Source organism: Streptomyces sp. NPDC003042, assembly GCF_053591315.1.
Genome location: NZ_JBSFTP010000025.1, coordinates 1 through 18,796, shown reverse-complemented (window position 1 = coordinate 18,796; position 18,796 = coordinate 1). Strand labels below are relative to the sequence as shown.

The 18,796-nt window shown below is 73.4% G+C and carries 14 protein-coding genes; 3 read left to right on the top strand and 11 right to left on the bottom strand.

Features of this window, described 5'->3' with window-relative positions; all coding sequences use genetic code 11:
• Positions 1–142 precede the first annotated feature (142 nt).
• The 9 genes from ACWDYJ_RS15265 to ACWDYJ_RS15225 all read right to left on the bottom strand — a co-directional run bounded on the left by ACWDYJ_RS15265 (position 143) and on the right by ACWDYJ_RS15225 (position 14,296).
• Positions 143–1,489: a cytochrome P450 gene (locus ACWDYJ_RS15265; protein WP_451566003.1), complete on the bottom strand. Its 1,347-nt coding sequence runs from the start codon at positions 1,487–1,489 to the stop codon at positions 143–145.
• Positions 1,486–2,055 carry a flavin reductase family protein gene (locus ACWDYJ_RS15260; protein WP_451566002.1) on the bottom strand — a complete coding sequence of 190 codons (570 nt, stop codon included), beginning with the start codon at positions 2,053–2,055 and terminating at the stop codon, positions 1,486–1,488. The genes ACWDYJ_RS15265 and ACWDYJ_RS15260 overlap by 4 nt, the downstream gene beginning before the upstream one ends.
• Positions 2,052–2,600, bottom strand: a complete 549-nt coding sequence (locus ACWDYJ_RS15255; protein WP_451566001.1) for an acyl-CoA thioesterase — start codon at positions 2,598–2,600, stop codon at positions 2,052–2,054. The genes ACWDYJ_RS15260 and ACWDYJ_RS15255 overlap by 4 nt, the downstream gene beginning before the upstream one ends.
• On the bottom strand, positions 2,597–8,551 hold the full coding sequence (locus tag ACWDYJ_RS15250; RefSeq protein ID WP_451566000.1) for a type I polyketide synthase: 5,955 nt from the start codon (positions 8,549–8,551) through the stop codon (positions 2,597–2,599). The genes ACWDYJ_RS15255 and ACWDYJ_RS15250 overlap by 4 nt, the downstream gene beginning before the upstream one ends.
• The gene (locus ACWDYJ_RS15245) at positions 8,548–9,720 is read right to left on the bottom strand and encodes an enediyne biosynthesis protein (RefSeq protein ID WP_451565999.1); all 1,173 of its coding nucleotides are present in this window, start codon (positions 9,718–9,720) and stop codon (positions 8,548–8,550) included. Before ACWDYJ_RS15245 ends, ACWDYJ_RS15250 begins: the two co-directional genes overlap by 4 nt.
• The gene (locus ACWDYJ_RS15240; RefSeq protein ID WP_451565998.1) at positions 9,717–11,639 is read right to left on the bottom strand and encodes a CRTAC1 family protein; all 1,923 of its coding nucleotides are present in this window, start codon (positions 11,637–11,639) and stop codon (positions 9,717–9,719) included. The genes ACWDYJ_RS15245 and ACWDYJ_RS15240 overlap by 4 nt, the downstream gene beginning before the upstream one ends.
• Positions 11,636–12,622, bottom strand: coding sequence for a DUF1702 family protein (locus ACWDYJ_RS15235; RefSeq protein WP_451565997.1), 987 nt, complete (start codon positions 12,620–12,622; stop codon positions 11,636–11,638). Before ACWDYJ_RS15235 ends, ACWDYJ_RS15240 begins: the two co-directional genes overlap by 4 nt.
• A gap of 92 nt (positions 12,623–12,714) precedes the next feature.
• Entirely contained in the window at positions 12,715–13,698 is a 984-nt protein-coding gene (locus ACWDYJ_RS15230) for a DUF1702 family protein (protein ID WP_451565996.1), read from the bottom strand.
• A 154-nt stretch (positions 13,699–13,852) separates the two neighbouring features.
• Complete coding sequence (locus ACWDYJ_RS15225) at positions 13,853–14,296, bottom strand: winged helix-turn-helix transcriptional regulator (protein ID WP_451565995.1); 444 nt, start codon at positions 14,294–14,296, stop codon at positions 13,853–13,855.
• Positions 14,297–14,438: 142 nt separating this feature from the next.
• On the opposite strand from ACWDYJ_RS15225, the gene ACWDYJ_RS15220 reads away from it, so the two are divergent.
• Both ACWDYJ_RS15220 and ACWDYJ_RS15215 read left to right on the top strand, forming a co-directional pair.
• Entirely contained in the window at positions 14,439–14,999 is a 561-nt protein-coding gene (locus tag ACWDYJ_RS15220; protein WP_451565994.1) for a hypothetical protein, read from the top strand.
• Complete coding sequence (locus ACWDYJ_RS15215) at positions 14,996–15,478, top strand: hypothetical protein (RefSeq protein WP_451565993.1); 483 nt, start codon at positions 14,996–14,998, stop codon at positions 15,476–15,478. Before ACWDYJ_RS15220 ends, ACWDYJ_RS15215 begins: the two co-directional genes overlap by 4 nt.
• Positions 15,479–15,605: 127 nt before the next feature.
• Here ACWDYJ_RS15215 and ACWDYJ_RS15210 read toward each other — a convergent pair whose 3' ends face one another.
• Positions 15,606–16,802 carry an IS701 family transposase gene (locus ACWDYJ_RS15210; protein ID WP_451565992.1) on the bottom strand — a complete coding sequence of 399 codons (1,197 nt, stop codon included), beginning with the start codon at positions 16,800–16,802 and terminating at the stop codon, positions 15,606–15,608.
• A gap of 306 nt (positions 16,803–17,108) precedes the next feature.
• On the opposite strand from ACWDYJ_RS15210, the gene ACWDYJ_RS15205 reads away from it, so the two are divergent.
• Positions 17,109–17,774: a TetR family transcriptional regulator gene (locus ACWDYJ_RS15205; protein WP_451565991.1), complete on the top strand. Its 666-nt coding sequence runs from the start codon at positions 17,109–17,111 to the stop codon at positions 17,772–17,774.
• A gap of 39 nt (positions 17,775–17,813) precedes the next feature.
• On the opposite strand, the gene ACWDYJ_RS15200 is transcribed toward ACWDYJ_RS15205, so the two are convergent.
• On the bottom strand, positions 17,814–18,584 hold the full coding sequence (locus ACWDYJ_RS15200; protein ID WP_451565990.1) for an SDR family NAD(P)-dependent oxidoreductase: 771 nt from the start codon (positions 18,582–18,584) through the stop codon (positions 17,814–17,816).
• Positions 18,585–18,796 lie beyond the last annotated feature (212 nt).

Sequence of the window (18,796 nt, the reverse complement as noted above, 5' to 3'; positions counted from 1 at the left end):
GGGCCGCACGCCGCGGGCCGCGCGGGACTGGCCGCACGGGACGGGCCGCGCGGGACGACGTACGAAGACGCGCGCGGACGTACGAAGGGGCCGGCCGCGGATCCTCTCCGCGGCCGGCCCCTTCGCGTGCGGGCTGTCCGCGTCAGTCCACCGGGTGCACCGTCATCGGCAGTCCGCCGCGCATGCGCAGCGACAGCATGGCCTCCGGGACCGCCGCGTGCCCCGGCACGCTGCGCAGGTCCAGGTCACGGGTGAGCAGGGCGGTGACGAACACCGCCTCCATCATCCCGAGGTTGCTGCCGACGCAGAACCGCGGTCCGGCGCCGAACGGCAGGTAGGCGTAGCGCGGCCGGCCGGCCACCCGCGCCGGTTCGAAGCGGTCGGGGTCGAAGCGCTCCGGGTCCTCCCACAGCTCCGGGTTGCGGTGCAGGATGTACGGGGAGATCAGCACGTCGGCCTTGGCCGACACGGTGTAACCGCCCACGCTGTCGGGCCGCTGGGCGACGCGTGGCAGCACCCACACCGGCGGGTAGAGGCGCATGGCCTCCTGTACGACCCGGGTGGTGTACGTCAGCCCGTGCAGGTCCTCGGCGCCGGGGACCCGGTCGCCGAGGACGCGCCGGGCCTCCTCCCGGACCTGCTCGCGCACCTGCGGGTGGTCCTCCAGGAGACGGATGGTCCAGCCGAGCGTGCTCGCGGTCGTCTCGTGGCCCGCGAGCAGCAGGGTGACCAGTTCCTCCTGGAGTCGCCGGCGGGCGGTGGCCGGGTCGCCCTCGCGGCGGGCGGCGACGATCATCCGGCAGAGCGCGTCGTCCGCGGGCTGCCCGTCGGCCATCCGGGAGGCGCGGTCGGCCACCAGCAGGTCCACGACCCGGTGGAGCTCGCGGCGGCCCTTGCGGAAGCGCAGCTGGCCGGGCAGCGGCAGCCAATTGGGCACCAGGCCCTGGGTGACCATCTCGAACATGGCCTGGTCCTGGACGTCCTCGAAGGCGTGCGCCACCGAGTCGTGGCCGCCGAGGCCGGTGTCGAGCAGGGTGCGGCCGAGGACGCCCAGGGTGAGGCCGGTGACCTCGTGCAGGACGTCGACCGGTCCGGCCCCTTCGCGGGCGCGCAGCCCGGCGACGAGTTTGGCCGCCTCCTCCGCGACGGCGTCGGCCTGGGCGGTGATGCGGGCCGGCTTGAAGGCGGGCTGGACGTTGCGGCGCTGGGTACGCCAGACCTCGCCGTCGCTGGTGAGCAGGCCGTCGCCGAGGACGCGCCGGGCCTGCACCAGTCCGATGCCCTTGTGGTAGTTGTCGCTGTTGTCGGCGAGCACGTGCCGGGCGTAGTCGGGCCGGTTGAAGATGTAGAGCTTCTTGGGGCCCATCGCCACCCGGACCGCGTCGCCGAGGGCCGCCGCGTCCCGCATGAGGCCGAGCCGGTCGACGGCGAGCTTCTTGAGCAGGCCGGGCAGCGCCGTCAGCGGCGGTCCGGGCGGGTTGATGTTCATGCCACCCTGCTCCCTTCCCGTTCGCCGGCCGGCGGTTCGCCGGGGCAGCCGAAGCGGCCCTCGTGGAAGAGCAGGGCGCCGCTGCCGGCGGTCCGGGTCGCGCTCAGCAGCCGGCCCAGGAAGATGGTGTGGTCCCCGGCGTCGTGCACGCGCCACTTCTCGCACTCGAAGTGGGCGGCCGCCGCCGTGATCAGCGGGGCGTCGGTGGTGCGGCCGGGCCGCCAGTCCACGGTGTCGAACTGGCCGGCGCCGACGGGCCGGGAGTGGTCGGCGAAGTGCCGGGCGACGGCCTCCTGGCCGTCGCCGAGGACCGAGACGCCGAAGGTGGCCGACCGTTCCAGGCTGCGGTGCATGTCGGCGTCCTTGTCGACGCAGACCAGCAGCAGGGGCGGGGTGAGGGAGACGGAGGTGAAGGAGTTGGCGGTCATCCCCCGGGGGACGTCGCCGCCGACGGTCACGACCGTGACCCCGGTGGCGAACGTCCCGAAGACCCCGCGCAGCTGGCGCCGGTCGCCGAGGTCGACGCGCTGCGCGGACGCGGCGGACGCCGCGGCGAGCGGGCTCATGAGGAGCTTCCGGCGAGCGGGCGGCCGAACGGGTGGCCTAGCGGGCGGCCGAGCTGCCCGCCGGGGCGGCGGCCGGGCTCCAGGGCGCGGGCCAGTTCCGCGGGGACGATGGCGGGCACGGCCTCGCCGGGGCGGCCGCTCATGCAGACGATCCGCTGCCGGCCGCGCGCGGTCAGGGTCGGCGTACCGTCCTGGGCCGTCCTCACGTGGTCGAAGACGAGTTCGAAGCCGGTGTGGCCGACCTCGGCCGAGGTCAGCCGTACGCGGATCTCGTCGAGGGCGGCGACGGGGGCGAGGAGTTCGCACTCCACCTGCTGGGTGAACAGGCGCGGCCCGTCGGGCTCGCCGCCGAGGACGCCGGGCGCCCGCTCGCGCAGGAACAGTTCCTGGCAGCGGACCTGCCAGCGGGTGAAGGCGACGTGGCCGGCCCGCCCGCACAGGTCGGTCTCCGCGAAGGCGACCGTGTGCCGGTACTCGAAGGCGGCCGGATCGCTCGGTCGTTCGCCGGCGGCCGTGTCGCCGCCGGGGTACCCGTTGCCGGTCATGACCGGTTCCCTCCTGTCGTGGGGGCGGCGCCGGTCAGGACGGCGAAGACACCGGTCCGCAGGGCTTCCACCCGTACGCCGACGGCGGCGGCCGCCGCCTGGGCGGCGGGCACGGTGGCGGCGGGCACGGTCGCGGTGGCGCCGGCCGGGGCGGCCGTGGCCGTGCGCCGGGCGGGCTGGCGCACCGTGGTGACGAAGGTGGCGATGCGCAGGGGGCCGGAGGTGAAGACGACCCATTGCGGCCTGGTCCCGGGGGCCAGGGTCAGCGGGGCGTCCGTGGCCGCGCCCGCCTTGCGCAGGCATTCGACGGCGCTCCACACGCGGGTGGCGGCGGTGTCGGCGCTCTCCCCCGTCTCCCTGGCGACGAGGTCGGCCAGCGGGGCGTGGCCGCCGAGCAGGCCCTGCCATTCGTCCGGGGTGCGGCCGGTCACCGCCTCGACGTCGCAGGCCACGGAGGCGTCGGAGCCTTCGGCGGCCGCCACGCCGAGGGTCAGGCCCAGGCCGTGCGCGGCGGAGACGGGGCGGCCGCCCGCGAGTTCGGGCCGGCCGTCGGGGCGGTGGAGTACGTCCACGGGTGCGGCGACGGCGCGCCGCAGGGCGGCCGTGGTGCCCGCCCTGCGCTCGGCCGGCTGCCCGTCGGGGGTGTCCGCGTCGGGTTCGACCGCGACGGAGATCTGTACGGAGAGCATTTCCTCCAGGGCCCTTTCCAGGTAGGAGCCGAGCAGGGGGGCCACCCACGGTCCCTGGCCGTCGGTCTTGCGCACGGCGTGGAGGGTGAGGCCTTCCCAGCGTTCGACGACGGTTCCGTCGGCGGTCCGTACGGCGATGTCGTACACGTACGTGTCGCCGTCGCGGGAGCGTTCGGTGGCGCAGTAGCGCAGTTCGCCGGGGACCTCGGTGCCGGCGCCGAGCAGGTGGAGCCGGTCGATGCCGGAGGGGAGCAGGGTGGCGTCGGGGACGCACACCTGGTTGCCGTGCATGAGGGCGTCGCGCATGCCCGGGTCGGCCAGCAGCAGCCGGCCGGGCAGGAATCCGGCGAACCAGTTCCCGCGCGGGTCGACGGCGACGTCGGCGTCCACGTGGCGGGCCGCGGCCCGGTGGAAGCGGCGCAGCCGCTGGAAGCGGGGGCCCTGGAAGAGGACTCCGCCGTAGAGGTCGGCGGCCGGGTCGAGGGGGGCCGGCGGGACGCCTTCGGCGACCTGGTCGGGTGCGCCGTCGGGGGGCGCCTCGCCGGAGTAGACGAGGCGGGCGCGGAAGTGTTCGGCGGCGAAGCCGGTCTCCTCCGCGTGGATGGCGACGTCCACCGTGCGGGCCCCGGTGACGGTGGCGGCGATGCGGATCCGGTTCGCGCCGTTGGGCGGGACGAGGATGGGCCGCAGGAAGCGGGCGTCCTCGATGACGGGGACCTGTTCGCGTCCGGTGGCGGCGCAGGCCACCTGGACCATGGCCTCCATACCGAGGACGGCGGGCAGGAGCAGGTTGCCGTCGAGGTGGTGGTCGGCGAGGTAGGTGTCGGTGCCGGAGTTGAGTTCGACCTCGGTGACGAGTTCCACGCCGTGGTAGCGCACCAGCGGGGTGCCGGTGAAGCGCAGCAGCGGCAGCGGGGGCAGTTCGCGGCGTACGGTCCCGATGCCTTCGGTGCGTCCGCTGACGACCGTCACCACGGGGGCGTCGGGGTCGCGTACCAGGCGCAGCAGGATCTCGATGCCCTGGTCGGGGGTGACGGGGGTGATGCCCTGGCGGGCGAGGGACTCGACGACGGACAGCTTCTCGCCCATGCCGACGCCGGACCACACGGACCACTCCAGGCACAGGGCCCGGCAGTGGGGCAGGTCGCGGGCGGCCTGCTCGGTGGCGGCGGCCAGCCACTCGTTGGCGGTGGCGTAGTGCGCCTCGCCGCGCAGGCCGGCCCGGCCGATGATGCTGCCGAAGGTGACGAGCAGCTTGAGGGCGCCCTGGTCGACGGCGCCGAGTACGGCGTGCAGTCCATCGACCTTCGGTGCGAAGGTCCGGCGGAAGTCTTCGGCGGTCAGGGCGGTGAGGGCGGCGGGCTCGTTGCGTCCGGCGCCGTGCAGGACGGCGGTGACGGGGCCGAGTTCGCCGGTGAGGGCGGCCACGGCCTCGGCCACCCCGGCCGGGTCGGTGACGTCGGCGCGGGCGTAGGCGACGGTGACGCCGCTGTCCTCCATGCGGCGCAGGTTCGCCGCGACGTCCTCGTCCTCGGCGGGGTCGGAGCGGCCCAGCAGGGCCAGGCGGGCGCCGCTCTCCTTGGCCAGGGCGAGCGCGCACTCGGCGGTGATGCCCTTGGCGCCGCCGGTGACGAGCAGGACGTCCGAGGCGTCCAGGACCTGTTCGGTGCGGGTGCCTTCGTAGGGCAGCACGCTGAGGGTCGGGACGCGGCGGGTGCCGTCGGCATCGTAGTGGACCTCGGTGAAGCCGGCGGTGGAGGCGACTTCCGCGAGGACGCGGGCGACGCTCTCCTCGATGGCGGGTGTGTGGACGACGGTGGTCCGCAGGTGCGGGGCCTCCAGGTGCAGGCTCTTGGCGAGGCCGGCCGCGCCGGGGCCGTCCTGGACGAGGACGAAGCGGCGTGCGCGGTCGCCGGCGAGGACGGACTTGGCCGCGGCCAGGGCCTGTTCGACGGCTTCGGGCGGGCAGGGGGACGGCAGCCAGACCAGGACGCCCGCTCCGGTCCCGGCGCCCTCCAGCTCCCGCCGCAGCCTCTGGGCGTACGGGTGTCCCTCGGGCGCGTACAGCTCCCAGGCGCCCCCGGTCCGGTCGGGGAGCGGCGCGGGCTGGGGTACGGGCAGGGGTACGGGTTCCAGGGTGACGGCGAAGGGCCGGGCCCAGGGGGCGGCGCCGGTGACGAGGGCGGTGGGGCCCGCTCCCGCGGAGCCGGTGGTGCCGGCGAGGGTCTCCAGTGCCTCGGCCAGCTGGATCAGGGTCGCGGTGGCGAAGTTGGTGGGAACGTGCGCGGCGGCGATGCCGAGCCGGCCGGCGGCCTGGTTGACGAGCTGGCCGACGGTGATGGAGCTCATGTGGAGTTCGTCGATGAGGCTGATGTCGTCGGCGACGAGCTCGGGGGGCAGTTCGGCGCGTTCGGCGACCAGGGCGCGCAGGACGTCGAGGGCGGAGGTCGCGGTGGCGCCGTCCGCGGCGGCGGATCCGGCGCCGTCGGAGGTTTCCTCCTCGGGCGCGGCGGGAGCGCGGCCACGGCCGGCGGGCAGGGTGACCTCGGGGGCCTGTTCGCAGGGGCTGGACAGGAAGCTGAACTCGGCGCCGATCTCCAGCGGCCGGGTGAGCCGGTCGCGGAAGAGCCGCTCGTGGATCAGCGGGGCTCCCGCCACGTAGGCGGCGCCCACGACCTGGAGCAGCGGGCGCAGGGATTCGGCGTCGGTGTCCAGGGCGACGGCGGGTACCTCCACGCCGGCGGCGGCCAGCGAGCTGAGCACCCGGCCGGGGCCGACCTCGACGAACAGGTCGACGTCGGCGGCGGCGGCCCCCACGGCCTGGGCGAACAGGACGGGGTCGGTGATCTGCCGGTGCAGCAGCTTGGGGAGGTCGCTGTCGGCCCGCAGGTCCTCGCCGGTGACGGTGGAGACGATGCGGCGGTCCACGGCGCCGAAGGCGACACCCGTGAGCCAGTCCCCGAAGGAGTCGGCGGCCGGGGCGACCAGCGGCGAGTGGAAGGCGTGCGAGACGGCGAGGCGGGTGCAGGTGACCCCGGCCCGCCCGGCGCGCTCGGCGACGGCCTCGATGGCGTCCACGGGCCCGGCGAGGACGGTCTGGCCGGGGCTGTTGAACCCGGCGATGACGACGGGCAGGCCTTCGGCGAGGGAGGTCGCGGCGTCGGGGGCGGCGGCGAGCGAGGCCATGGTGCCGGAGGCGCTGTGCTCGGCCATGGTGCGGCCGCGGACCCGGGCCACCTCCAGCAGGGTGGGGGCGTCGAGGGCGCCCGCCCAGTGCAGGGCGGAGAGTTCGCCGAGGCTGTGGCCGACTGCGACGTCGGCCTCGATGCCGAGGGATTCGAGGACGCGCAGGCCCGCCGTGGAGCCGGTGACGATGCGCGGCTGCGCCACGCCGGTCGCCACCATGTCGCCGGTGGCGGGCAGTGCGGCCCGGTCGTAGACCTCGGCGGCCTCCGTGAAGCGGCGGCGCAGCGCGCCTCCGCCGGTGCCCTTGCCGGAGCCCTGGCCGGGGAAGAGGAAGCCGATGCGGGGCGCGTCCTCGGCCTTGCCGAGGAAGCTGCGGCCGTCACCCGCGGGCAGGGTGGTGGCGCCCTCGTCGAGGGCGGCGGCGATGCGGCCGAGGCGCAGTTCGGCGTCGTCGGGGGAGGTGACGACCACGGCCGCGCGGTAGGGCAGTTCGCGCAGTTCGCGCTGGAGGGTGGCCGCGAGGTCGGCGAGCTGGGCGTAGGACAGCCGCGCGGCGAACGCGCCGACCTCGGCGACGCGGGCGCGCAGGGCCTGCGGGGAGTCGCCGTCCAGCAGGAGCAGTTCGGCGTCCTGGAGGGAGTTGGCGAGGGTGGTGGTGCGCCGGCTGGGCGCGGTGCGCCGCTTGGGCGGGGTCCTGTCGAGGACGACGTGGGTGTTGATGCCGCCGAAGCCCATGGCGGTGACGGCCGCGCGCAGCGGTGCGCCGTCGGGCCAGGCCTCGGCCTTGCGCAGTACGCGCAGGTTGGCCTGCTCGCCGGTGAGCAGCTCGTGCGGGTCGACGCAGCCGATGGCGGGCGGCAGGATGCCCGCGTCGAGGGCCATGGTGGCCTTGATGAGTCCGGCGACGCCGGCGGCGGCCTTGGTGTGGCCGATCATGCCCTTGATGGAGCTGATGGCGGCGTGCGGGGCGGTGGCGCCGGCCGCGGCGCGGGCTCCCGTGATCGCCTTGAGTTCGGTGGCGTCGCCGACGGCGGTGCCGGTGCCGTGGCCCTCGAAGAGCGGGACGGTCTCGACGCCGAAGCCGGCGCGGTCGTAGGCGCGGCGCATCGCGAGCTGGTAGCCGCTGACCTCGGGCCGGGTGATGCCGCCCTGGCCGTCGGAGGCGATGCCCCAGCCGGCGATGGCCGCGTAGACGCGGCGGCCCTGGGCGAGGGCGTCCTCCTCGCGCATCAGGACGACCATGCCGCAGCCCTCGCCCGGCCAGAAGCCGTTGGAGCCGCGGTCGTAGAGCCGCATCTCCTTCCTGGCGAGCGCGCCGGTCTTGGCGAAGCCGATGATCTCGAAGGGGTCGATCGACAGGTCGACGCCGCCGGCCACGACGACGTCGAGGTCTCCGCCGGCGAGGGATGCCGCGGCGGTGGTCACCGACAGGAGCGAGGAGGAGCAGGCCCCGTCGACGGTGTACCCGCCGCCGTTCAGGTCGAAGTGGTTGCAGATGCGTCCGGCGATGGTGTTGGAGAGGCCGCCGGCGAGGGTGTCCTCGTCGATGGCCGGGAAGGGCTTCTTGTAGGCGTCCTCGACCCCGTCGAGGAAGTCGGCCAGGCGCTCGTCCTCCCACTCCTGGCCCTTGAGGGCGGCGGCGAGCACGCGCCGTACGTACGGCCAGCGCAGCCGCATCACATTGGCGCGGGAGAACTCGCCGGTGAGGGTGTTGCCGACGACGACGCCGGTGCGCGGGCGGGGCAGTTGCTCGCCGGCCGGGTATCCGGCGTCGGCCAGGGCGGCGGTGGCGGTGTCCAGGGCGAGCCAGTGGGTGAGGTCGGTGGACCGGTAGGTGCTGCCGGCGATGCGGTGGGCGACGCGGTCGAAGGAGTAGCCGTCGATGACGGCGGCGTTGCGGGCGTAGAACCGGTCGGGGACGGCCGGGTCGGGGTCGTAGTAGTCGTCCAGGTTCATGCGGACGGCGGGGAGCCGGCGGAAGGCCCGGCGGCCGGCGACCGCGTTCTCCCAGAGTTCGCGGTGGCTGGTGGCGTCGGGGTAGCGGGCCGCCATGCCCACGATGGCGATTCTGGTCATACGGAGACCTCCCGCTTCTCCCTGGCCGCCCGCATGGAGGCGCACTTGCCGTGCTGACAGGTGCCCGCGGCGCAGGCGTCGGCCGGGGCGGTGAGCGTCACGGTGGCGGCGACGGGCGCGGCGGCCGGCGCGACGACGGCAGCGGCGGACGCCGGGGCCGGTGCCGGGGCCAGGGCCGCGGCAGGTGCCGGGGACGCGGCCGCGAGGGGCAGGACCGTGAGTCCCGCGGCGGGGCGCGCGGTGGTGGCGGCAGCCTTGGCCTGGGCGGCGCGCTGCTTGTCGAGGAAGTGCAGGCCCCACAGGTAGCCGCCGCGGATCAGGCAGACCAGGGCGGTGGCGAAGAAGATCCCGTAGGCGATGCCGAGGGCGGTCAGCAGGCCGTACATCGCGGCGACGCCGGCGCCGAAGGCGATCTGGGAGGAGCGCTTGGAGGGCGAGGTCCCGGGGTCGGTGACCATGTAGTTGGTGAAGAGGATGAAGGCGGTGCCGGTCATCATGCCGAGCGCCGAGGGGATGGCGGTGCCCAGCAGCAGGCCGCGTACGACGGCCTGGAGGGCGAAGCCGACGAGCCAGGCCAGGATGAGCCACATGCGGCCGGTCAGCTTGGCGTTGAGCAGGGTGCCGAGGGTGATGATGACCGCTGGCAGTACCCAGTCCGCGGGTCCGTGCAGGTACTCGGTGAAGTGGTAGGGCGGGGCGATGCTGGCCCAGGGGAAGAGCAGCAGGATGATCGCGATGCCGAAGTTCGACGGGTTCATGTAGTGCCGCATGCGCCCCTTGAGGGGGGAGCGCAGCACCCATTTGGTGGCGACGGCGACGACGACGCCGAAGACCATGACCCAGATGCGGTCGTTGACGTAGGTCAGCATGTTCACGGCGAGGCCGGTGATGTGCGCGGGGAAGAGGAACTCCACGAGTCCCTTGAAGCCGCCGCCGGCGTAGCGGGGCGCGCGTCCGTCGGCCCGGGCGCTGACCGCCTCCAGGGCGATCTCCACGGTGTAGGCGGTGGCGACGGCGACGAACGGCCACAGCCAGGCCTGTTCGAAGCCGAGCACCGTGTAGCCGAGGATGTTCAGGACGGAGATGGAGATGGCGAACCGGCGGAGCGCGGTGACCACCTTCGCGTCGTGGCGTGGGGGCGCGGCTTGCTGTGTGGTGGACACGGTCACTTCTCCTTGGCCTCGGCGCCGAGCTGGAGCGAGTGCCAGCCGGGAGTCAGCTGAAGATCCTGGTTGCGTACTTGGCCGGTCCGGTCGCGCCAGCTCAGGCGGACCTGCGCCGGGCCGTCGGCCGCGCCGAGTCCGATGTGCACGTCGTGGCTGCGCTTGCCCGAGTGGCCGCTGCCGCCGTCGACGCGGGCCGGCACCGTCTTGCCGCCCGGGAGGACGACGGTGGCCTGGGCCCCGATCGCGGGGGATCCGTTCTCGTCGGTGAGCCGGAGGCCGAGGAAGGCGTTGTCGGAGCCGCTCTTGTTGCAGTAGAAGACGGGGGCGTCCCACTGCCGGGCGACGACGAGGTCGAGGCGGCCGTCACCGTCGGCGTCGCCGGTGGCGATGCCGCGGGTGGGGACCGGTACGGCCAGGCCGAGCTGCTTGGACAGGTTGCTGTACGCGCCGTCCCGGTTCTTGGCGAAGAAGCGCAGGAACTGGTCGCCGGCGAGGTCGTCGCCCTCTTCGACGTTGGGCCAGAAGTAGGGGTGCTTGACCAGTCCGTCGTTGGCGGTGGCCAGCTCCTGGAGCTGGGGCCAGCGGTTGCGCTTGCCCTTGAGGAAGCCGGTGGCCTGGGTGATCTCCTGGGTGCCGTCGTTGTCGAAGTCGCCGGTCTTCACGTCCCAGCCCCAGCCCGACCAGGCGAGGTTGAGCGGGGCGCTGCGGTCCTCGAAGGGGGCTTCGCCGGAGCTGAGGCGGGTCCTGAGGTCGGCCTTGTCGCGGGCGGTGGCGATGAAGGCGAAGTTGGACTCCTGGATGCCGAAGGAGGTGGTGATGTTGGAGACGAAGGCGTCGTAGAGGCCGTCGCCGTCCAGGTCGGCGAAGTCGACGCCCATGCCCTTGAAGGAGCTGCGGCCCAGTTCCTTGGACTTGGGGGTCAGCGCGGTGTGGGTGGCCTTGACCTCGGCGAACTCGAACTTCCCCGGACGGGACTTGTTGTAGAGGAGGGCCGAGGTGCCGAAGTCGTGCGCCAGGTACATCTCGGGCTTGAGGTCGCCGTCGAGGTCGGTGGCGGAGACGCCGAGGGTCCAGCCCTTGGAGATGCCCTCGGGCAGGGTGCCGGGGACCTCCTCGTAGCCCTTCGGGGTCCAGCGGAAGAAGTGTCCGCCGCCGCCGTTCTGGGCGTGGGACAGCGAGTCGTTCATGACGACGCCGCCGTCGGCGGTGTCGTCCAGGACGGGGCTGTCGGGGAAGTAGTTGCCGATGAAGATGTCCTGGTGGCCGTCGCCGTCGAAGTCGGCGACGGTGGCGGCGTTGGAGTTCCACAGCGGTCCGGAGTAGACGGCGCCGGAGACGCCGGGGACCAGCTCGACGGGGACGAAGCTGTCGGGGCCGAGCGGTGCCCTGGCCGCGCGGGCTTCCTTCTTGGCCTGGTAGATGACGGGCGTGCGGCCCCAGTAGTAGACGAGGAGGTCGGTGGCGCCGTCCTCGTTGAAGTCGCCGGGGACGCAGCCGATCGGCGCTGTGATGTCGTTCTCCGGCAGCGGCGCCGGGTCCAGCACGAAGGGCTGGTACGTCTCGCTCTTGCGGCCGGGGACCGGCGCGGGCGTGATCACCGTCTGGTCGATGCGGGGGTCGGTGATGCACAGGTCGTTGGGCAGCCCGTCGGCGTCGATGTCGTTCATGGCGACGCCGGCGCCGACCGAGGAGATCCAGCCCTCGATGTGCTTGTAGGCCTTGTTCACCTTGCGGACCGTCTGCTGCCGGTGTCCGGCGGGCAAGGCGATCGACATCGGTACGAAATTGAAATTCTTCGCGAGCTTCGCGTCGTCTGCAATTGCCTGGGAGCCGGGCTTCACCGCGTAGAACATGCTCACCATCAGGGTGAGCGCGATAATTCCCGGGGCCTGTCGGCGTATCCAGGAAATGGGGTGTGTCATGCGCTTACCCCTTTCTGGAAGATGATCGGGGAGGTGATCTTTTCGGCGATCTGCTGCCGCCAGGTCTCGAAGGCCGGGACCTCGCCGCCGTCGCAGTGCGCGGGGCGCAGCTCCAGGCAGACCCGGGAGGCCTCCTCGGGGGTGCGGCCGCCGCACAGCACGCGGGCCGCCATGACGGTGTGGTCGGTGACGGTCCCGGCCCTGACCCGGGCCTCGGCGGCGAACGCGGAGCCCTGGGCCAGGTTCGGCAGGTGGGCGCCCGCGAGGCCGGCGAAGCGGCGCAGCTCGTCCTCGTCGGCGCTGCCCGCGTAGGTGCAGGCCAGTCCGGAGCCGGCGTAGAGGTCGCCGTGGCGGTGCTCGGGGTAGGCGGCGATCAGAGCGGCGACGACCTCGGGGTCGGTGCCCCCGACGAACCACAGGGCGCGGCCGATGCCCTGGTCGACGACCCGGGCGCTGTAGGCGTCGGGGCCGCCCTTCCAGTGGAAGGGGTGCTCGGCGAGCGGGTCGCGGACGTAGCCGTCGGTGTGGAAATAGGCCTGGTGGAAGCCGTAGCCGTCCAGGATCAGCCAGCGCAGGACCGGGTCGAAGCGGGTCACGTCGGGCCACAGGAAGCGGGGCAGGCGGGCCATGGCCCAGCCGATGCCGACGTAGATCATGTAGTCGTGGCGGCGGCCCTTGCCTTCGAGGAGGCCGGTCAGCCGCTTGGTCCCGCCGGTGAGGGAGTCGAGCATGACGGCGCCCATGCCGGCGCCCTCGTAGGCGAAGCCGCGGTAGGTGAGGGGGACGGTCTCCAGCCACTCCTCGGCCTGGGCCGCGGACCGGGCCTCGACCGCGTAGGCGTACCCCTGGAGGAAGGTCGCCCCGACGGTTTCCAGCTGGTGCTTCGCTGCCGGGTCCTTCACGTGGAATCCGCGCGTTTCCAGCTGTGTTTCGCGGACATTGGGCGTGAGGACTCGGCGCCTCAGCGCACGCAAGGTGGACACGTTGTAAACCGCCCCTCTTTACTGCTCCTGGAATTTCCTTACTCCATGCGAATCTGCCAAGTACCGTGTCGGCGGGTCCACTTCAGGAATGCTCAAACAGAATGGACGAGCACCTTTTCGCGGACGGCCCGGCGCCAGTTCTCGTACGTGGGGACCTCTCGCCCGGGGCTCGTGGCGGGGGCGCTGTCGTCGGCGAGGGCGGCGGCGGACTCCACGGTGAGGCCGGCCAGCGCGTGCACCGCGCTGCGGGTGTGCTCGGGGACCGTCCGCGAGAAGTGGCGGGCCTTGGCGGCGAACACGGAGCCCTGCGCCACGTGGCCCCGCAGCTCGCCGGCGGCGGCGGAGAGGGCGGCGAGGTCCTCGGCGGTGGAGCAGCCGGCGAAGGTGGCGGCGAGGCCGACGCCGGACCACAGGTCGGACTGCCGGTCGGCGGCGAAGCGGCGGACCGAAGCGGCGACCTGGTCGACGCGGGCGCCGCCCACGAACCACAGCGCGCGGCCGATGCCCTGGTCGACGGCGCGCTGGAAGTAGCCGGGGTGTCCGTCCCACGGGTAGGGGGTGTCGAGGCGCTGCTCGTCGATCCAGCGGCGGGTGTCGAAGTAGGCCCGGTCGAAGCCGTAGCCGTCGACGGCGAGCCAGGTCATGGGCGGGTAGAACTCCTCGCCCTCCAGGTCGGGCACGACCTTCTTCCACAGGGGCCGGGGCAGCTTGGACATGGCGAAGCCGATGCCGATGTAGTTGAGGAAGATGTGCGGCCGGCCGCCCCCCTGGAGGAGCGCGGCGGTGCGCCCGCCCCGGCCCGGGCCCATGGCGTCGCGGATGACGCAGGCCATGGTGGCGCCCTCGTAGGCGAAGCCGCGCAGCTCGGCGTCGACCAGCGACAGCCGGCGCTCGGTCTCCCACAGGTCGCGGGCCTCGACGCCCCATTCGAAGCCGCTGACGACGGCCTGCGGAATGGTCTCCAGCTGCCGCGTGGCGGCGCTCTCGGTGACGGGGAAGCCCCGCCCGGAGAAGCTCACGTCCCGCAGGGACGGGGCCATGAGCAGCCTGCGCAGTGATCCCAGTGCCGTTGCCACGCGGTTCCTCCTTCGCGCGGCCACCCGAGGTGGTGGCGGAGGGCCCCATGGTGGGCGGGCGGGGGCGCGCGGGGCATCTTCCGGTGTGCGCAACGGCCTTGCGGCCAGGGCCTGTTCACGTCGTACCGGCACGGGGTCCGGGGCGCCGCGCGGATCAGCGGATGCGGCGGACCGCGACCTCCTCGTCGTGCACCTCGCGGGCGCAGCCGTCGCAGTCGAGCCGGACGTGGACGTGTCCGTCGCAGCCGATGTGCTCGGCCCGGCGCGGCGGGCCGTCGTCGGTGGGCAGGTTGCGGTCGCCCCACTGCATCAGGGCGATGACGGCCGTGGTCAGGTCCCGGCCCATGGGCGTGAGCGGGTACTCGTGGCGGACGGGCCGGTCCTGGTACGGGACGCGCTCCATGATCCCGAGGTCGACGAGCCGGGCGAGGCGGTTGGTGAGCACGTTGCGGGCGATCGGCAGGTTGCCGAGGAAGCCGTCGAAGCGCTTCACGCCGAGGAGCGCCGAGCGCACGATCAGCAGGGTCCAGCGCTCGCCGATCACCTCCAGGGAGCGGGCGAGGGAGCAGTCCTGTCCTTCGTATGTCCGTGGCAGCATGCGGCCCACCGTAGCCGGGAGAGTTGCGTGAAAGGACCCACACGGGCCCGTCGGCCGCTGTTGCGCAATCCAGAAGAAGACCGCCCGTCGGCGGCGGTGCTGGGATGAGGGGTGGATCCGCAACCGATGGAGGTATGCCGCGATGGCCGCAGGAACCCACTCCGCGACACGGCGGGCGAACGGGCTGATCGACGCGCTCAACACCCGCTACCACAAGACCGCCTTACGGGCCTTCCTGGTCATCGTCCTGGCGCACTGGGCCGAGCACCTGGCGCAGGCGGCGCAGATCTACATCCTGGGCTGGCCGCTGCCCGAGGCCCGGGGCGTCCTCGGGATGCCCTTCCCGTGGCTGGTGAAGTCCGAGTGGATGCACTACGGCTACGCCCTGCTGATGCTGGTCGGCTTCCTGCTGCTGCGCCGCGGGTTCACGGGCCGCTCCCGCACCTGGTGGAACATCACCCTCGGCGTCCAGGTGTGGCACCACTTCGAGCACCTGCTGCTCCTGGTCCAGGCCCTGACCGGCGCCTTCCTGTTCGACCGGACGGTGGCGACGAGCATCATCCAGCTGGTGGCGCCGCGCGTGGAGCTGCACCTCTTCTACAACGCGATCGTCACGATCCCGATGATCGTCGCCATGGTGCTGCACACCCGCCCCGGCCGCTCGAACGCGGCGGCCCGCTGCGACTGCGCCCTGACGGCATGAGCCCGACGGCCGCCCCCGCCCCGGAGTTCACCAGCCAGCCCGCCCGCCGGCCGTCCGGGTTCGTCTCGCTGCTGATGCTGATGGCCGCCGTGCTGATGCTCTACGTGTCGCTGCCCAACCTGGGCAACGCGCTGCGGGCGGCGACGGCCGACGGGGTCGCGGGAACGTTCACGGCGAGCCGGCTGACGTGCGTCCAGCACCCCGGGCACGAGACCTGCGAATGGTCGGGGACCTTCCGCTCGGCGGACGGGGAGCGCAGGCGCGAGAACGTGGCGCTGTATGCGAGCGGACGCGGCTCGATCGGGATGGGCCAGAGCGCCGACTCGGTCGACGTCGGGAACCCCGGGCGGGTCTACCGGCCCGGGGGCTCCCACGAGTGGATCTTCACCTTCGGCCTGCTGGCCGCCGGGTACGCACTGCTGGCCGTGGTCGCCCACCGCCACCTGATGCCACCACGCGCCCCGGCCGCCACCACCTGACGGCCCGGACGGCGGCGAGGAGCGGCTCGGGAAGGAGCGGCTCGCGCGGAAAGGCCCCGCCCCTCCGCCGCGGGGGTTGGAAGGGCGGAGGGGCGGGGGGTTCGGGCCCGGGGAGGGGCCGGGCGGGTCAGGCCGTACGGCCCACGGGCGCGGTCTCGCCTGGGACGGCCAGCCGGCTGTACGCGTAGGCCGCCGACACCAGGGTCATGTGGTGGTGCCAGCCCGGGTACGAACGGCCTTCGAAGTCGAGCAGGCCGAAGTCTTCCTCCAAGCGCTGCACGGTGATGCCCGCCCGGCGGTGGAGCTGCGCCAGCGCGACGAGTTCGTCGGAGCGCCGGTAGACCATGCTGGTCAGCCACAGCTGGGGGGAGCGCCGCCCCGCGTGGTGGCGTACGGCGAACAGCCGGTAGGTGTGGTGCGGGTTCTGGCGGGTGGTGCGCAGTTCGGGCAGCCGGACCAGGCCGGTGACCACGGAGGTGCGGCCGGTGGGCCACTCGTGGCTGGCGAGGGTATCGAGCCGGAAGTGGCTCTCGGGCTTGAGCTCGAAGAAGCGCCGGGCCTCCATCGCGGCCGGCAGTCCACCGCCGCCCACGTACGCCGTCCGGCCGTTGGTGTGGACGCCGGGCACGACGGGGATGCGGCCGGGTACCGCCACGACGAAGTCGCGGCCGCGCGCGCTCAGGGCCCGGACCAGCGCGGCGGCGCCGGGACAGGAGGTGAGGTCGGCGACGATCGGCGGGGCGCCGGTCCGGGTGCTCGCCGCCAGGCTGTCCGCGAGGGCGAGGGCGTGCTGTTCGACACCGCGGTGGGTGACGCCGTCGGGGATCCGGGCCCGTGAGCGGCGTTGTTCGTCGCCGGCCCAGGCGCCCGGGAGCAGCAGGCCCCAGTCGGTCGGGAAGGCGTCGGTCTCGGTGGCGAGGAAGGCGCCGACGCCGACCTGGCAGTTGACGGAGCGTCCGGTGGCGGGCACGAAGCGGCGGTGCACCCCGCAGGAGTGCTCGCCGCGCTTGCGCAGGACGGCCGTGTCGAGCACCCAGGCCTGGGGTTCCAGCCTGCGTTCCACCCAGCGGGTCAGCTCGGCGCGGGCGAGGTCCCAGTCCCAGGGGCTGGCGTTGACGAACTGGTGCATGGACTGGGGCGCGGTCGGGGAGTCGGAGACCGCGGCGGCGATCCGCCGTACCGACTTCTTGCCCTCGGTGGTGAGCAGCCCCTGAAGGTAGGCCTGCGCCCAGTAGCGCTGGTCCGCCCGGGGCAGGTGCCCGAAGAGCTGCTCGGTCATCACCGAGACGGGTGCTTGGGCAAGGCTCGACTCGCTCACCGTCATGACACGATCCCTCCTCCACCGGCCATCCAGCCGCTCGGCAGTAGCATAGCGATCGTTCGTTTTTTTTCCAGTGGGCGGACGTACGTCCGCCGCGGCCGCGCACGCGACGGCCCGACTTCGGCAAGTGGCGCCCGGCCCGTCCGAGGTGGCGCGACCACATCCAGTCACCACTTCGGCAACTCTGCGTTGCTTTCGCCCGCTGATCATGCGGAAGCTGTGACGCATCGCAACAACGACGCACGCATGAGGTGCCGGGACAGCGCACCGATCGGGCCGGGCACCTCCCGACGCGCTTTCGGAGAACCCATGGCCAAGCAGCAGAGGGCGGTCAGGAGCCGCGACACCCTCGTGCGGGCAGCCGCCTCGCACTTCGACCAGTACGGCTACGCCGGCACCTCGTTGTCACAGATCAGCAAGTCGGCCGGGATCTCGGTGGGCGGACTGACCTTCCACTTCAAGTCCAAGGCCGAACTGGCCGAGGCCGTCGAGCGGGCGGGCCGGGCCGAGACCCGGGCGGCCTTGGACCGCGTCCGGGCCCTGCCGGGCCCCGCGCTGCGGCGACTCGTAGAACTGACACTGGAGCTGACCCGGCAGATCGGCAGGAGCACGGCCGTACGGGCCACCATCCGGCTGGAACGGGAGCGGCCCGGGGCGCAGCCGTGGTCCGCGGTCTGGCTGCCGGCCGCCCGCGAACTGCTGCGGCAGGCCCGGGACGACGGCGGGCTGCTCGGGGGGACCGACCCGGAGGCGGTGACGGCCCTGGTGGTGAGCCTGGTCTCGGCCACCGAGATGGCCTCGCGGAGCCCCACGGGCCCGGCCTGGTCCACGGAGGGCGCGATCGCCCTGCTGGAGAGCACCTGGCGGCTGGTGCTGACGGGGATACTGGCCGACCGTGAGAGCCTCCTCGACGTCGCCCGGCAGGGGCCCGCGCGCCGCACCGCCGCGGCCGGGCCGGGCGGCGTGGCGCCGTGACCTGCGGGCGGCCGGCCACGCGGCCGGTTACGCGGCCGGTTACGCGGCCGTCCAGCCCCCGTCCACGGGGAGCGCCGTACCGGTGACGAAGGAGGACCGGTCGCTGCACAGCCACGCCGCGGCCTGGGCGACCTCGTCGGGGCCGGCCATGCGCTTCTGGAGGGAGCGTTCCGTGAAGGAGTCCTCCAGGGAGGGGGTGTGCGCGAGGACCTCGGTCATCAGCTCGGTCCGTGTGCTGCCCACCACGAGGGAGTTGACCCGTATGCCGTCGGGCGCGTACTCCTGGGCGGCCGCCTTCGTCAGGCCGATCACCGCGTGCTTGGCGGCGACGTAGGACGCGGTGGCGCCGGTGGCGAGGACCCCGGCCACGCTGGCCGTGTTCACGATGGATCCGCCGGAGCCGGCCGCGAGCATCGCGGGGACCTGGTGCTTGAGGCAGTTCCACACGCCGCGCAGGTTGACGTCGAGGACCTGGTCGAAGACGGCGTCGTCCGTCTCGTGGATGCGCGTTCCGGCCGTGGCCCAGCCCGCGTTGTTGAGGGCGCCGTCGAGCCGGCCGTACTCCTCGACCGCCCTGGCCACCACGCGGGCCACGTCGGCGGACCGGGCGACGTCAGCGGCGACGGCTGTCGCCTGCCCGCCGCGCCGTCGTATCTCCTCGGCCAGCGCGTCGAGGTGCCCCTCCCGGCGGGCCGTCACGACCACGGCGGCGCCTTCCGCGGCGAACAGCCGGGCGGCGGCGGCGCCGATGCCGCTGGAGGCGCCGGTGATCATGATGACCTTGTTCTCCAGCATGCGTAAGTCACTCATGACGGTCCTTCGGCAGAGCGGCGGAGGGGCTGACGGGTCGGCGTAGCAAGGGCGGAGCAACAGGAGCAAGGGCGTAGCAACAGCGGTGCGAAGAACCGGTCACGCGTTCCCCTGAGGATGAAGCGTTCTACCACACCGCCTCGGTCCACCGACAGACGGAACGTACGCCGCCTACGCCACGGACGGCACCGACCGGCTACGCCGATCGGTGC

Coding starts and splice junctions, on each gene's coding strand:
- ACWDYJ_RS15265 (WP_451566003.1), bottom strand. CDS start 1,489: ATGAACATCAACCCGCCCGGACCGCCGCTGACGGCGCTGCCCGGCCTG.
- ACWDYJ_RS15260 (WP_451566002.1), bottom strand. CDS start 2,055: ATGAGCCCGCTCGCCGCGGCGTCCGCCGCGTCCGCGCAGCGCGTCGAC.
- ACWDYJ_RS15255 (WP_451566001.1), bottom strand. CDS start 2,600: ATGACCGGCAACGGGTACCCCGGCGGCGACACGGCCGCCGGCGAACGA.
- ACWDYJ_RS15250 (WP_451566000.1), bottom strand. CDS start 8,551: ATGACCAGAATCGCCATCGTGGGCATGGCGGCCCGCTACCCCGACGCC.
- ACWDYJ_RS15240 (WP_451565998.1), bottom strand. CDS start 11,639: ATGACACACCCCATTTCCTGGATACGCCGACAGGCCCCGGGAATTATC.
- ACWDYJ_RS15225 (WP_451565995.1), bottom strand. CDS start 14,296: ATGCTGCCACGGACATACGAAGGACAGGACTGCTCCCTCGCCCGCTCC.
- ACWDYJ_RS15220 (WP_451565994.1), top strand. CDS start 14,439: ATGGCCGCAGGAACCCACTCCGCGACACGGCGGGCGAACGGGCTGATC.
- ACWDYJ_RS15215 (WP_451565993.1), top strand. CDS start 14,996: ATGAGCCCGACGGCCGCCCCCGCCCCGGAGTTCACCAGCCAGCCCGCC.
- ACWDYJ_RS15210 (WP_451565992.1), bottom strand. CDS start 16,802: ATGACGGTGAGCGAGTCGAGCCTTGCCCAAGCACCCGTCTCGGTGATG.
- ACWDYJ_RS15205 (WP_451565991.1), top strand. CDS start 17,109: ATGGCCAAGCAGCAGAGGGCGGTCAGGAGCCGCGACACCCTCGTGCGG.
- ACWDYJ_RS15200 (WP_451565990.1), bottom strand. CDS start 18,584: ATGAGTGACTTACGCATGCTGGAGAACAAGGTCATCATGATCACCGGC.